At 36.9% G+C, this 14,642-nt stretch carries 13 protein-coding genes and 1 pseudogene; all 14 read left to right on the forward strand.

What is annotated here, in order from left to right; translation table 11 throughout:
• Positions 1-74 precede the first annotated feature (74 nt).
• Complete coding sequence (locus tag Q5911_RS11025; protein ID WP_303182754.1) at positions 75-581, forward strand: transcription termination/antitermination NusG family protein; 507 nt, start codon at positions 75-77, stop codon at positions 579-581.
• A 164-nt stretch (positions 582-745) separates the two neighbouring features.
• A complete protein-coding gene (locus Q5911_RS11030; RefSeq protein WP_303182756.1) occupies positions 746-1,270 on the forward strand; it encodes a transcription termination/antitermination NusG family protein in 525 nt (174 codons plus the stop codon).
• An 81-nt stretch (positions 1,271-1,351) separates the two neighbouring features.
• Positions 1,352-1,486, forward strand: a pseudogene (locus Q5911_RS11035) (DegT/DnrJ/EryC1/StrS family aminotransferase); the annotation flags it as partial.
• Positions 1,487-1,505: 19 nt separating this feature from the next.
• Positions 1,506-4,475 carry a sugar transferase gene (locus Q5911_RS11040; protein WP_303182759.1) on the forward strand — a complete coding sequence of 990 codons (2,970 nt, stop codon included), beginning with the start codon at positions 1,506-1,508 and terminating at the stop codon, positions 4,473-4,475.
• A 12-nt stretch (positions 4,476-4,487) separates the two neighbouring features.
• A complete protein-coding gene (locus tag Q5911_RS11045) occupies positions 4,488-5,801 on the forward strand; it encodes a nucleotide sugar dehydrogenase (RefSeq protein ID WP_303182761.1) in 1,314 nt (437 codons plus the stop codon).
• Positions 5,802-5,803: 2 nt separating this feature from the next.
• The gene (locus Q5911_RS11050; RefSeq protein WP_303182763.1) at positions 5,804-6,778 is read left to right on the forward strand and encodes an SDR family oxidoreductase; all 975 of its coding nucleotides are present in this window, start codon (positions 5,804-5,806) and stop codon (positions 6,776-6,778) included.
• Between the two features lie 62 nt (positions 6,779-6,840).
• Positions 6,841-7,884: an ATP-grasp domain-containing protein gene (locus tag Q5911_RS11055; RefSeq protein ID WP_303182766.1), complete on the forward strand. Its 1,044-nt coding sequence runs from the start codon at positions 6,841-6,843 to the stop codon at positions 7,882-7,884.
• Positions 7,885-7,889: 5 nt separating this feature from the next.
• Positions 7,890-8,972, forward strand: coding sequence for a CapA family protein (locus Q5911_RS11060; protein WP_303182768.1), 1,083 nt, complete (start codon positions 7,890-7,892; stop codon positions 8,970-8,972).
• A 13-nt stretch (positions 8,973-8,985) separates the two neighbouring features.
• Positions 8,986-10,158, forward strand: a complete 1,173-nt coding sequence (locus tag Q5911_RS11065; RefSeq protein ID WP_303182771.1) for a glycosyltransferase — start codon at positions 8,986-8,988, stop codon at positions 10,156-10,158.
• Positions 10,159-10,183: 25 nt separating this feature from the next.
• Complete coding sequence (locus tag Q5911_RS11070; RefSeq protein ID WP_303182773.1) at positions 10,184-11,173, forward strand: glycosyltransferase family 2 protein; 990 nt, start codon at positions 10,184-10,186, stop codon at positions 11,171-11,173.
• Position 11,174: 1 nt separating this feature from the next.
• Positions 11,175-12,365 (forward strand): hypothetical protein, encoded by a 1,191-nt coding sequence (locus Q5911_RS11075; protein WP_303182776.1) that lies wholly within the window; start codon positions 11,175-11,177, stop codon positions 12,363-12,365.
• Positions 12,366-12,384: 19 nt separating this feature from the next.
• Positions 12,385-13,746: an oligosaccharide flippase family protein gene (locus tag Q5911_RS11080; RefSeq protein ID WP_303182778.1), complete on the forward strand. Its 1,362-nt coding sequence runs from the start codon at positions 12,385-12,387 to the stop codon at positions 13,744-13,746.
• A gap of 243 nt (positions 13,747-13,989) precedes the next feature.
• The gene (locus tag Q5911_RS11085) at positions 13,990-14,331 is read left to right on the forward strand and encodes an AbrB/MazE/SpoVT family DNA-binding domain-containing protein (RefSeq protein ID WP_331592447.1); all 342 of its coding nucleotides are present in this window, start codon (positions 13,990-13,992) and stop codon (positions 14,329-14,331) included.
• 3 nt (positions 14,332-14,334) lie between these two features.
• Positions 14,335-14,625: a type II toxin-antitoxin system RelE/ParE family toxin gene (locus Q5911_RS11090; RefSeq protein WP_303182782.1), complete on the forward strand. Its 291-nt coding sequence runs from the start codon at positions 14,335-14,337 to the stop codon at positions 14,623-14,625.
• Positions 14,626-14,642 lie beyond the last annotated feature (17 nt).

A 14,642-nucleotide genomic window follows, 5' to 3' on the forward strand; every position in this document is an offset into this window, starting at 1 on the left:
TCACACTATATGTTGTAGCCTTTTCCTGAATTTCCAAGAACTATGTATTCTACGAAACAATGAGGAGTGGTTTTATGTGGTTCGTACTGAAATGCAATCCGGGAAAGTCAGAAGAGATCATGGAATCCTGTCGGGAGCATATATCTGGACAGGTATTGCATGATATTTTTACGTTTACGTACGATCGGATGAAACGGTACGAGGGAAGCTGGCATACTGAGAGAAGTCCCATGTTTCCGGACTGCATCTTTCTGGAAACTGCAGACCCGGAAGCTCTGTCAGAGCAGCTGGAGTTATACTGTGCTTCTATAAAGAGGCAGGGGGATGGTAGCCTGCTGGTCAAAGTAACACCGGAAGAGGAAGCCTTTCTTAAAAGACTGGGAGGACAGGAGCATCATCTGAAAATGTCCCAGGGCTATATAAAGAACGGAATTACCCACATTGTCGCAGGTCCCCTTATAGGCATGGAGAGACGGATCCGGAAGATAGACCGTCATAAACGTCTTGCAAATATCGAGATGCCCATGCAGGGAATGGAAAAACCTGTGCAGGCAGGCCTTGAGATCACTTCCAAAAGCTAAGACAGATCATTTTAGAACAAACACGAAGATCAGAACTGTTTTCTGTGGTCAGTGCCATGGGAGATGGGGATTTTTGTAATATCCGTATGCATGCCAGTTCGGAGTTTTTATTTTTTTAAAACTGCGGATATGGCGAAGCATACCCTAAAGGAGCAAAAATACATATGTGGTATGTGATACAGACCAGGACGGGCGATGAGGAAAAACTTGCCTGTATGATCAGAGAACTGGTTCCCCGTGACCATTATACAGAATGCTTCTATATAAAGATGGAGAGTGCAAGAAAGTCGGAAGACAGATGGGAGATCTATCTTTGTCCTATGTTTCCCGGCTATCTTTTTGTAGATACAGACACTCCCAAGGACATGTATTTTGATCTGAAAAAGGTGCCGAAGCTCACAAAACTTCTGAAGGAGGATGGGGAGACATTCCTTCCAGTGTCAGAGGAAGAGCAGAAGTTCCTGGAGGATATCCAGAGCGAGGGGCACATAGTGAGAAGATCACTTGTGCAGGTAGATGATGAAAAACAGATCATCAGCGCTGAGGGAGCCGTGGGGCTGTATCTGAAAAACGTGGTCAGACAAAGAGTGAGGAAACGGTATGTTCTCATAGAAAGAGAGCTGCTGGGGGAAAAGAGAACAATAAAATTTGGTATTAGACTGGAAGAAGATCAGCTAATGGACGTTTGAAAGAACTGTTCATTGGCTTTTTTCGTATAAGAACGTATTAAGAAAAAGGGACAAGTTGCCCATAAAATCGGTCAATGGTAAATGAAAGGAAAAAGACAAATGGAGAAATTCCAAAATAAAGTGTGGCTTTCCAGCCCGACCATGCATGGCCCTGAGCTGGAATATGTAAAAGAAGCCTACGAGACAAACTGGATGTCTACCGTACTCAAAAATATTAAAAGGAGCGCAGGAAGTCATGTCTATTAACAAGAAACGAAGCAAGAAATTTATAGGAATTGGTGCATCAATTATAGGTGTTGTCTTTATAGGCATGAGTATTCTTGCTAGAAAGAAAAAGCCATCTTCTTTTTATGAAGATGATAAAGAAGAGAAAAATCCGTTTGAGGGTAAGAAAGTTGTCCTTATTGAAGATGAAAATGATAAAGAGAATGCGGATGGCATAAAGGGTCATCTGGAGGTAGTAGGAGACTCAGAGTATAAACCGGGATTTTATGAGAAGAGAATTAAGAGGGCGATAGATGTAGTTTTGTCATTCGGAGGCCTTGTAATTCTTTCTCCTGTCTTTGCTGTGATTGCTCTCGCTATTAAGATAGAAGACCCAGGTCCCGTTCTGTTTACACAGAAACGAGTAGGCCAAAACAAGAGATATTTTAAATTACATAAGTTCAGAAGCATGAAGATGTGTACACCACATGATGTGCCTACACATCAGCTGGAGAATCCTGAGCAGTACATAACAAGGGTCGGAAAATTTTTAAGAGCACACAGTTTGGATGAGCTTCCTCAGATTTGGGATATCTTCATTGGAAATATGTCAGTGATAGGCCCCAGACCAGGTCTTTGGAATCAGGATCTTCTGACAGCTGAACGAGACAGATACGGTGCTAACGATGTTAAGCCGGGATTGACCGGATGGGCACAGATTAATGGGCGGGATGAATTGGAGATACCTGATAAGGCGAGATTGGATGGAGAATATGTGTCAAGAATGGGGCCGTGGATGGATATCAAGTGTTTTCTGGGGAGCGTTCATGTGTTTAGAAAAGATGATAGCATGGTTGAGGGTGGGGTAGGAGAGTTAAAAAAACAACCTATTGGTCGTCATTATACAGAGGGGAAAAGTGATAAGGAACTGATAGGTCACATTGGCTTTGGTGAGCCTGTTGAGGTTAACGATGACGCCTACAAGCGTGTGCTTGTTACTGGAGCTGGTTCTTATATAGGAGAAGCTTTTCGCTCTTATGCTAAGGAGCATTATCCAGATAGCTTTTCCGTTGATGCCTTAAATATGTTGAATTCTGACTGGAAGGAATATGACTTTTCATACTACGACATTGTTTACCACGTAGCAGGAATTGCTCATGCTGATGTTGGAAATGTATCCAACGAGATAAAAGAGAAGTACTATGCCGTCAACACTGATTTGGCATTAGAGGTTGCCCGAAAAGCGAAAGAAGAGGGTGTGAAAGAGTTTGTTTTTATGTCGTCCATGATTGTGTACGGAGAATCTGCTCCTTATGGGGAGAAGAAGGTAGTTAACAGGCATACGGTTCCTGCGCCGGCGAACTTTTATGGAGACAGTAAGCTTCAGGCAGATGTAGGTGTACGAGAGTTAGCAGATAAAAACTTCAAAGTGATAGTGCTGCGTCCTCCTATGATTTACGGAAAGGGTAGTAAGGGGAATTATCCTACATTGGTAAAGATTGCAAAAAAAGCCCCTATTTTTCCGAATGTGGATAATGAGCGTTCTATGCTTTATATAGAGAATCTATGTGAATTCCTGTGTCAGATTATGCTGGTGAAGGAGTTCCGACAAAACGCTGTTGTCTTGATTCCCCAAAATGGGGAATGGACTAAGACTAGTGAGATGGTAAAAGAGATTGCGAAGGTCTCTGGAAGAAAGATAGAGACTATTAATTTTCTCAATCCTGCCGTTTATATAGCCAGTAAGATTCCGGGAAAGGTTAATGGACTGGTAAATAAAGCTTTTGGAAACATGGTGTATGATCAAAGTCTTAGTAAATATGAGGGATTAGATTACCAGAAGGTAGAGGTAGAGGAAAGTATCCGTAGAACAGAAGATGATGTTATGCAAAATATAAAGTATAACACCAAGGATAGTAATATACATCCAAAGAAAGTGCTATTCTTGGTTAATCATGATGTGGTTATTTATAACTTTCGACGTGAACTTGTGGAGAGGCTGTTGTCAGAAGGATATGAAGTCGTCATTTCTTCTCCATACGGGCAGCGCATTGATTTGCTAAAAGAAATGGGGTGCAGGTATGTAGAAGTGAAAATGGATAGGCATGGAATGAATCCAATCAATGAGATAGGATTGCTTGTCTACTACAGAAAGCTAATTTTAGATATAAGTCCAGATATCATATTCTCTTATACAATTAAGCCCAATTTATATGGGGCTATGGTAGCAGGAAAAGTCCCTATTGTAGTTAATATTACTGGACTTGGCACAGCGGTGGAAAAAGGTGGGATTGTAAAACAAGCAATCATATTTGCTTATAGGCAGGCATTTAAAAACGTAAAAACGGTATTTGTTCAGAATGAAGAAAACAGAAAGTTCTTTCAACAGAATAATATAGCAACAGATAAATTAAAGCTTATACCGGGATCAGGTGTCAATTTATCTCAGTGGAAACCGCTGGAATATCCGGAAAATGACGACTGCATTAGATTTTTATTTGTTGGACGTTTGATGGAAGATAAGGGAGTAGCTGAACTTGTTCAGGCAACAAGAATACTAAGAGGTGAAGGGGAAAATCTGAAAGTTGATCTTGTAGGTTTCTGTGAAGAGGACTACAAGACAGAGCTAGAAAAGCTTAATGCGCAGGAATATTTGTCGATGCATGGAGAACAAATGGATATAGTTCCATACCTTAGAGCTGCTCATGCGGTTGTACTTCCAAGCTATCATGAAGGAATGGCTAATGTTCTTTTGGAAGCTGCTGCAAGTGCCCGCCCCGTATTAGCAAGTAGTATTCCTGGATGTAAAGAAACCTTTGAAGAAGATATTACAGGTGTCGGCTTTGAATGCCGGAATATCAATAGCTTGGTTAATGCGATGCGTAAGTTTATAAATCTACCACATGAGACTAAGAGACAGATGGGGATTTGTGGGCGAAAGAAAATGGAGAAAGAGTTTGATCGAAGTGTGATCATAGAAAAATATATGAATGAGTTGTAGGAGGATTACAGAATGTCACTCTACGAAAAAATTAAAAATCAGGAAGAAGCACTTTCTTTAGTAGGACTGGGATATGTGGGGATGCCTATCGCAGTAGAATTCGCTAAGCGCGGTGTAAAGGTAATTGGTTTTGACCTGAATGCGGCAAAGATTGAAACATATAAGTCTGGAATTGACCCAACAAATGAGGTTGGAGATGATGTGATTAAGAATACAACTGTGGAGTTTACTTCTAATGAAAAGGATTTGATGAGAGCCAAATTCCACATAGTGGCGGTTCCTACCCCCGTCAATGACGACCACACTCCTGATCTTACACCAGTGGAGGGAGCCAGTGAGATTCTTGGCCGAAATTTGACCAAAGGTAGCATTGTTGTCTTTGAATCTACAGTATATCCAGGAGTAACTGAAGATATTTGCGTACCTATTTTAGAGCGTGAGTCTGGATTAAAATGTGGCGTGGATTTTAAAATTGGATACTCGCCGGAGCGCATTAACCCTGGTGACAAAGTACATAGGCTTTCGACAATTACAAAAATTGTGTCTGGTATGGATGAGGAGACACTCGACACCGTTGCTAAGGTATATGAGATTGTCGTAGATGCTGGAGTACATAGAGCAGAAAGCATTAAGGTGGCTGAGGCCGCAAAGGTAATTGAGAACAGTCAGCGTGATATCAATATCGCTTTTATGAATGAACTGTCCATCATCTTTAACAAGATGGGGATTGACACCAAGTCCGTTCTGGAAGCAGCGGGAACGAAGTGGAATTTCCTGAAATTTTACCCCGGTTTGGTAGGTGGCCATTGTATCGGTGTGGATCCATATTATTTAACCTATAAAGCAGAAGAATTGGGATACCACAGCCAAATAATCCTCTCCGGAAGAAGGATTAATGATGATATGGGTAAGTATGTAGCGGAGAACGTGGTAAAGAACCTGATTGCTGCAGATAAGGCTGTAAAAGGTGCGAAGGTTGCAATCTTGGGATTTACCTTTAAAGAGAATTGCCCGGATACCCGGAATACGAAAGTCATTGATATTGTGAGGGAACTGAAAGAGTACGGTATTAATCCGGAGATTGCGGATCCCACAGCAGATGCTGCTGAGGCGAAACATTTGTATGGCGTGGATTTTATAACAATTGGAGCGATTAAGAATATGGATGCTGTGGTATTGGCAGTGGCACACACCGAGTTTTCCGCACTTACTATGGAGCAGATGGATGGTTTTTTTGGAAAAGGAAAGAAAGTACTTCTTGATCTGAAAGGTCTGCTCGACAGGAAAGAATATGAGGGTGCGGGATATAGCTATTGGAGGTTGTAATCATGGGATATGAGAATCTGAAATTTCCGGAAGGGAGTACCTTCCTTGTCACAGGTGGAGCAGGCTTCATCGGCTCTAACCTGTGTGAAGCGATATTGAATATGGGATATAAAGTACGTTGCTTGGATGACCTTTCAACTGGCAAACGGGAGAATGTGAATCTGTTTTTGGACAACCCTAATTATATGTTTATAAAAGGTGATATTAAAGATCTGGATACATGTATGAAAGCCTGTGAAGGTGTGGATTATGTGCTCAATCAAGCGGCATGGGGATCGGTTCCCCGAAGTATAGAAATGCCCCTGTTTTACTGTGCAAATAATATACAGGGAACATTGAACATGCTGGAGGCGGCACGCCAGAATAGTGTAAAGAAGTTTGTATATGCAAGCTCCAGTTCGGTTTATGGTGATGAACCGAATCTTCCCAAAAAGGAAGGGAGGGAGGGGAACCTTTTATCTCCGTATGCTGTAACAAAGATGTGTAACGAGGAATGGGCGAAGCAGTATACACGCCATTATGGTCTGGATACATATGGCCTTAGATATTTTAACGTATTTGGCCGCCGTCAGGATCCAAACGGAGCTTATGCAGCAGTTATTCCGAAGTTTATCAAACAGATGATGCACGGAGAGCAGCCAACAATTAATGGGGATGGAAAGCAAAGTCGAGATTTCACGTATATCGATAATGTTATTGAAGCCAACCTGAAAGCATGCCTGGCATCACGTGAAGTGGCAGGAGAAGCATTCAATATTGCTTATGGTGGTCGAGAATACCTGATTGATATCTATTATAACCTGACAGATGCCCTTAATGTGAATATTGAGCCAAAGTTTGGCCCGGACAGAGCAGGAGATATCAAGCATAGTAATGCTGATATTAGGAAAGCGAAAGAAATGCTTGGATATGATCCGGAATGGAGCTTTGAGAGAGGAATTAAGGCTGCGATTAAGTGGTATAGGGATAATCTATAATAGGTGGGCTTACTGAATTATCAGGAAAAGATTGTTATTAAGCTTATCGAGGAGGATAAAGCATGAAACCTATTGCTATATGCCAAAATAAAAAAATATTTAATCATTCAACATCGTGGACTCCTAGATTTATAGAATTTTGCAGAGAAAATAATATACCATTTGAAATTGTAGATTGTTATAGAAGCGATGTAGTAAAAAAACTTCCGAATTATTCAGCATTGTTGTGGAATTACAGTAATTTTGTAATAGCCGATTTATTAGAAGCGCGTAATATTATCCAAATTGCAGATAATTTGGGATTAGAGACATTTCCCTATCCTGGTATGAATTGGCATTTTGATGACAAAATAGCTGAAATGTATGCATTTGAGTCAATCGGAGCAGAGATTCCTCGCAATTGGGTATTTTATGCTGAGGATGAATGTTTAGAGTGGGTTAGACATAAAGCTGAGTACCCTATCGTTGCAAAATTGCGTTGTGGTTCTGGAGCGAATAATGTAAAGCTATTACGTAATGCTCAAGAGGCAGTCAGGTATGTCAAAAGAATGTTTGGCAAAGGATTTGATCCCGCGCCAAGTTTAGCGTATAAAGCTTATTCAAAAATTCAATCGTCAAAAGATTTGTCTATGGTTATTGCTCGCATAAAAAAAATACCTGAGTTTTTAAATACAAGAGCGCACGCAAAAATGATGCCAATTGAGAAGGGATATTGTTATTTCCAAGAATATATTCCAAATGATGGTTACGATCTAAAAGTTGTCGTTATTGGAGATAAGATGACTTTTTGCGCAAGAAATGTACGAAAAAATGACTTTCGTGCTTCTGGTGGCGGAGACTGTTACTATGACCGTACTTTATTGACTAATGATGTAATAGATACGGCTTTCGATGCAGCAAAAAGATTGAATATGGATTGCGTGGGCTTTGATTTTGTTGTGGATAAAAAGTCAGGAAAAGGGAAAATAATCGAAATGTGTTACGGTTTTGACTACAAGGTTCAAAAGGATTTAGGTGCATATGTCGATAGAAACCACATATGGCATGAACAGGCAGTTATAGTTCCAGATGAGATAGTCAAGATAGTTATAGAGAAAGTGAGGTAGTACAGTTGAAAATCGCTTTTCTTGGTGATATTGCTTTATTTGGAAAAAATACAACTGAAACAACTTTATATCAGCGAAAATTCAGATTTACAAGAAATATTTTGGAATCTTGTGATTTCGTGGTTGGTAATTTGGAAAGCCCGTTGACAACGCATACGAAAACCATAGGTGGAAAATCTGCTTATTTAAAGGGGAATCCCAAGGATGTTGAAATACTAAAATATCTTAATGTAACTCATGTTTCATTAGCAAATAATCATATGTTTGACTATGGAATCCATGGATTACAAGAAACCATAGATACTCTCGATCGTGCTGGAATAAAGTGGTTTGGTGCTAATGGAAAAACTGCAGTTATTCGGGATAATATAAACAAGTTATCACTTATGGGTTATTGCTGTTATTCAACTAATGGTAAGGGTCTAGGAGTAAAAAAACCATGTATAAATGTATTTAATCCCTCGGCAGTTGAAAACGAAGTAACTGAAGTAATAACTAATGATATGTTACCGGTTCTCTCTATTCATTGGGGAGAAGAACATGTTCATTATCCCAATTTTGATCATTTAGAGGTTGCTAGAAAACTATGTAAAGATAAAAAAATTATTATACATGGCCACCATCCACATGTTATCCAAGGCATCGAAGAAGTGTCAAATAGCATTGTCGCATATAGCCTTGGCAATTTTTGTTTTGATGATGTATATACTTATAAGTCTAAAGAACCATTGATAAGATTGTCTAAAGACAATATGGAATCGTTTATACTTCTTATGGAAATTGAAAATAACCATATTATAAATTACAAACCAGTTCCATTCTCATTTAGGGAGGATTGTTATCAACCTGATGAAGAAATTTTGGTTAAACTAAAAAAATGGTCAAGTTTTTTGTATGCCAATCAAGATGAATATATTAAGAAGCGATCAAGAGATTTGCAGGTATATCTAGAAGGTAGAAAGAAAATGCGAAATATGGAATGGTATATAAAGCGCTTAAATATGTCGAGCATCGAGATGTACTTATCAAGTAAATTGAACAGAAAAAGATACAATGAGATAGTTAGAAGCTATATAAATCACAAGTAGCGAGGGGAAGTTGATGAAAAAAAAGCTGATTATATATTTGGGCAATTTTGGAGAACCAGAAGCAAATGCGGCAGGGAAAAGAGTATATGGAAATGCACTCATATTTAAAAGGCTTGGATATAGAGTCGTGCTTATTGGTAAGGGGAATGATAATTCTGAATATCCATTCTGCTACGAGGAAGGCATAGAGTATTATGCTTTTCCCAACTACAACATTTATAAAATAGGGAATTATATAAAGTATATAAATACTGTCATTGAAAAGGTAGGAGAGCCAAGGATTATAGTAAGATACGGTTCTCCAGGGTTAGCAGTATTTGACAGAAGTTTAATCAGATTCTGTAAAAAGAAAAAAATTATACTTGTTTCTGATGTTGTAGACTGGTTACCAGCTAGTGGTGGAAATCTGATTTTTAATGCAATAAAGACAATAGACACTTACCTGGAGAAAGCAGTATATAACAAAAAAAGTGATGGAATAATAGCCATAAGCAGTTACCTGTCTAATTATTATAAAGGAAAAGGATGCAAAACTGTAGTAATACCGCCAATTGTTTCGGAATTTCAGGAAAACAAAGGAAGAAACGCTATTATAACTATAGTTTATGCGGGTATACCGTTTAGATTAGGAAAACAAGTAAAGCACCCGGATAAAGTTAAAGATAGATTGGATTTGGCGGTACGTAGTCTCGCTGAGGCTATAAGGCGAGGTTGCAATGTTGTATTTGACATTTATGGCGTAACAAAAGAACAATATCTTACAGCATATCCTATGGATAGCGAAATATTGAAGGGAATGGAAGACACTATCCAATTTCATGGAAAAGTAGCTATGAAAACTGTCCAAAGAGCAATTAATAAGGCTGATTTTACTATTTTACTTCGGGAAAAGAATCGTGCAACAATGGCAGGATTTCCGACAAAAGTAGTAGAGAGTATATCATGTGGTACTCCGGTTATAACAACCAGAACAAGTGATTTGGACAAATATATAAATAATGGAGATACGGGTTATTTTGTAGATATAGAGAAGCAAGATACGATTGCGGATCAATTAGTACATATAATTCATTTAGATGCATATGAACTGCATAGAGTAAAAGATAAGTGCTATAGGAGCAGAAAATTTCTCTATTATTCTTATATAAATGAAATAAATAGTTTTATAGAAACACTTATTAGATGATTATCATTAATGAGAAGGTGATTGTATGTTTGATATACCTATTGTTTTATTTATGTTTAGAAGAACATCCGGATTTAGGAGTATTATCGAGCAAATTAAAAAGGTAAGACCACAGAAAATGTATCTAATTGCTGATGGACCACGGAACGATAGTGAGATACAAGAATGCAATGATTGCAGAAGGTTTGTGGAAAATTTAATAGATTGGAATTGTGAAATTGTTAGAAATTATGCAAAGACAAATCGAGGAGTACTAGAGAATATTGGTTTTGGCGCAAGATGGGTGTTTGAACATGAGGAAAAGGCAATCTTTTTAGAGGACGATAACTACCCGGAAGATAGTTTTTTTATGTATTGTAAAGAATTATTAAACAAATACGAAGAAGAGGAAAGAGTACTATGGATTTGTGGGACAAATTACATAACAGATATGAAGTTGGAAACAAGTTATGTATTCACACAGCATTTATTGCCTTGTGGATGGGCATCATGGTCAAAAAAATTTTTACGATACTATGATGCTGAGTTAACTTCATTACAAGATCAAGGTAAATTAAGAACATTTAAAAATAGTTACGACAATAAGAAGTTGATGAAACAGCAGCTCAGATCTGTTGAAAGAACTAAATATCTGATTGAAACGGATAGAAGGAAAAGTTCGTGGGATTATCAGATGATTTATTCATTGAGAGCAAATAATTTATTAGGAATCGCACCGACAAAAAACCAAATAAAAAATATTGGAGCAGATAACTTTTCAGTTCATGGTGGTACATCTACTAAACTTGTAATGACGGATAGGTTTTGTCTTGTAAATACTGCAAAAATTTCATTCCCATTAATTCATCCCGATAATATTGAGGTTAATTGTAGTTTTGAAAAAAAGATTGGTGATATTATATTGCTTCCCTTGTCTGAAAGATTAAAAAATATTGCCGGTACAATAGCAAAAAAGGTTCTTCGAATGAACAAAAATGAGAGTTTTGCTGAATACCTGAAAAAAATGAGGTATTGAATTGGATAAGATTATTATTAATAAAAATACAATAACAAATTTAATAATTTTCCTTTTGCTGGTATTAACTTTTGTTTTTCCATTATCAGTAAATGGAATCCCATCGACGCTATATGAAGTAATCGCTGACGTCTTATTACTTTTATTTGCTTTGATTCTATGGATCAGAGGAAAGAAGCCAGCTTATAAAAATCTCATAGTTTTTTTTGTCCTTCTTTATCTTTTTTGGGCTACCATTATAGCAATTGATGGATCTAATGGGGATTTGAAATTCGGATATGCGAGAACCATATGTATAATTGTTACACTGTTGCTTTTTGCTAACAATTTTTCATTTTGTAGCGATTTAAGGTATTATAAGAAGATTATTGATTTTTTAGTGTTAGGAATAGTTCTAATAAATATTATATCACTGTTAAATCTAATAAATATAAATTCATTGTTATCTAATTATTATACCCAATATCTGCAATACATTACGGATTACCAGTTTACCATTCGAAAACCTATTATGACATTTGGCGTTCATAATATTGCTTCCTTCGTTTATGAGGGATTGCTGTTGGTGTCATACTACTGGTATACAAAGTTTGGCGAAAAAAAACATATCATTTATACTATAATATTTCTTGCTTTACTTATGATGCTTAGGTGTTCTACCAGTATTGCGTATTTATTGTTTGATGTTATTATCATTGTTTATTATCAGACGAGATCGCCTCGTAAACTGATTTTGACAATAATCGGATTTACTGCTCTTATATTTATTGCATTTCAATTTGACCTAATAGATGTATATCGAGATATTCTTGGACAACAGACAAATGGGTGGATTTCACGTTATAGCAATGGAATTCAAACAATTTTTGCAGAAAATATTGATGCAATAAGAAAGTACCCAATTGGAACTGGATTTTCTATTGCGGCACATGAAAATGGACTATATGGTGCGGATTCTGGATTTATAATTAATTTTACTATTGGCAAGATTGTTTACTTTATTTGTTTTTATGCTCTATTGATAAAAAAAGTCAATTCCTTTTGCAAAAAAAAATTCATATCCTATATTTTTATCGGATATATCTTAATCATGGAATTGGGTTTTGTGACTTTTTTATATTATAAGACTATATCTTTTATTATTGTCTTATTCTCTATTCTCTGTTGTACTGAAAGTAATAGATATTCTTGATAAAATAGGAGAGAAAATAATGTTAAATAAATTACTTAATAAATACAATAGAGATAAAAAAATGTATAACAACATTTTAGGTACTGCTTTGATAAAGGCATTTTCTTTAATATTAAATATATATAGTATTAATGCTTATTTGCATTTTTTCTGTGGGAATAGACTGGTTTATGGCGTATGGCTGACGACAATCTCGATACTAAATTGGATTGTAAACTTTGATTTGGGTATAGGAAATGGTCTTAGAAATAGATTGGTGGAAGCTATAACACTGAATGATACAAAGAAACAAAAAACATATATATCATCCGCGTATATATTAATAGGAATAGTTTCGATAATAATACTTGTGATTTTATGTATTGTATTCAAATTTATTGATTGGAATTATATATTAAATATTGATGAGTCCATCATTGATAGGAACACATTGTTTGTATCAATAATAATTACCCTTATTGGATTATCAGCACACTTTGTATTAAAACTAATAGTTTCAGTTCTCTATGCTTTAAAAGAAACTGCAATGGGGAGTGTTGTTACACTTCTAATTAATCTTTTGATAATAGTTTACTCATCGATTTTTAGTGTAGAAGAGCCATCTGTCGCAATCGTTTACATCGCTATTGCATATACTGTAACAATGATTGCTCCTCTTATTATTGTAACCATTGTCGTGTTTAATACTAGATTAAAAGGGATATCACCATCTTTTAAGTACTATAATCATAAAATTGCTAAAAGCATACTTTCATTAGGTGGGCAGTTTTTTGCCGTACAATTGCTATTGCTAGTAATAAACTCGACCAATGAATTTATTATAACAAGAATAGATGGACCAGAATCTGTTGTAATTTATAATATATATTTCAGGTTGTTTTCAGCTGTAATTGCTCTTTTCTCAGTTATAATCAACCCTGTTTGGTCTGCTATTACAGAGTGCTTTTCGAAAAAAGATTATACGGGAATTATTTGGAGAAAAAGAACAATTAATATAATAGGTACAGTTTTTTCTGTGTTATGTTTTGTATTAGCCTTTAGTCTACAATTATTTGTTGACATATTCTATAAATCCAGCCACCTTATTGTCGAATACAAAATATCAATTGCCTTTGCAGTATTCTCATCTCTGTTAATATTTGTAAATGCAACTAGTTGTGTTGAAAATGGGATTAATGATTTAAGACCTCAAATAGTAGGCAATGCTTTTGCAGCAACCTTAAAGATTCCTCTTATTATAGCTTTTTGCACCGTATCTAGATCTTGGGAGGTCGTAGTTTATTGTAATGTGATTATTATGGCAATATCATTATTAATTCAATACGCTGCCTTGCAAAGAAAATTGAAGCAGCTTAGAAAGGATACTAATTGGTTCATCTGAATAACCTGGTGACAAAGGAGTGGCCCGTCTCCACACCTGAGCAAGTATACTGTTTGATCTATTCGGTCAGCTCTTCGTATTAGACAGAGCATTCCATTGACTTCGTCCCCGCTAGTAGGTATAATATTCTTGTAATCAAAGAAGTAAAGAAACCAAGAAAATGTGAATAATAACTGTTTAATTGCATAGAATAGTAAGGAGGCAGCAAGTATGCTTACGGCGGCGAAAAAAGGCGGCATGAAGATGAATAGAAAGATTCTTAGCATTTCTTCAAAAAGGCAGATTACAATTCCGCAGAAGTTTTATCAGGCGTTGGGATTTGGCAGTGAAGCAGAGTGTGTCGTGCGTGGAAAGGAGCTTGTTATCCGTCCTGTGAAGGCCGCTTCTGGTGGTGAGTTTGCAGAACAGATCCTTGCTGAGTTGATTGCGGAAGGATGGTCTGGAGATGAGCTCCTTTCAAGATTTAAAGAAAGGCAGGCTCAGATCAGACCGGCCGTTGAGATCATGTTGTCGGCAGCAGAAGCAGCAGCAGAAGGTACGGGTGAGTTTGCATCATACAATGATGTCTTTGGTACGGAGGAATGATTTATGTTACTGGTGCGCTTCCTTCCGCCAGCGGCAAGATTTATTAAAAAGCTAAAAGATAAAAAGTTAAAAGAATTATATAAAAAAGCAATTGATGAGATTTGTGAAGATTACACGGTCGGAGAAGAGAAATCTGGAGACTTAAGCGGCATTTTCGGCTATGACATCTATTACAACAAGACGAATTATGAACTGGCGTATACGATTGAGCGTGTTGATGAAGAGATGATAGTTGTGATTATGTCCGGTACTCGAGAAAACTTCTATGATCAGCTGAAACGATATCTGAAATAGTAACGAACAATCAGGTA

The sequence above is a fragment of the Lachnoclostridium phocaeense genome (genome assembly GCF_959599685.1).
GTDB classification, from domain to species: Bacteria; Bacillota; Clostridia; order Lachnospirales; family Lachnospiraceae; genus Claveliimonas; species Claveliimonas monacensis.

Bases quoted from the DNA above. Each gene is read 5' to 3' on its own strand.
- Q5911_RS11050 (WP_303182763.1), top strand. From the start codon at position 5,804: ATGGGATATGAGAATCTGAAATTTCCGGAAGGGAGTACCTTCCTTGTC.
- Q5911_RS11040 (WP_303182759.1), top strand. From the start codon at position 1,506: ATGTCTATTAACAAGAAACGAAGCAAGAAATTTATAGGAATTGGTGCA.
- Q5911_RS11045 (WP_303182761.1), top strand. From the start codon at position 4,488: ATGTCACTCTACGAAAAAATTAAAAATCAGGAAGAAGCACTTTCTTTA.
- Q5911_RS11065 (WP_303182771.1), top strand. From the start codon at position 8,986: ATGAAAAAAAAGCTGATTATATATTTGGGCAATTTTGGAGAACCAGAA.
- Q5911_RS11080 (WP_303182778.1), top strand. From the start codon at position 12,385: ATGTTAAATAAATTACTTAATAAATACAATAGAGATAAAAAAATGTAT.
- Q5911_RS11085 (WP_331592447.1), top strand. From the start codon at position 13,990: ATGAATAGAAAGATTCTTAGCATTTCTTCAAAAAGGCAGATTACAATT.
- Q5911_RS11090 (WP_303182782.1), top strand. From the start codon at position 14,335: ATGTTACTGGTGCGCTTCCTTCCGCCAGCGGCAAGATTTATTAAAAAG.
- Q5911_RS11070 (WP_303182773.1), top strand. From the start codon at position 10,184: ATGTTTGATATACCTATTGTTTTATTTATGTTTAGAAGAACATCCGGA.
- Q5911_RS11025 (WP_303182754.1), top strand. From the start codon at position 75: ATGTGGTTCGTACTGAAATGCAATCCGGGAAAGTCAGAAGAGATCATG.
- Q5911_RS11030 (WP_303182756.1), top strand. From the start codon at position 746: ATGTGGTATGTGATACAGACCAGGACGGGCGATGAGGAAAAACTTGCC.
- Q5911_RS11055 (WP_303182766.1), top strand. From the start codon at position 6,841: ATGAAACCTATTGCTATATGCCAAAATAAAAAAATATTTAATCATTCA.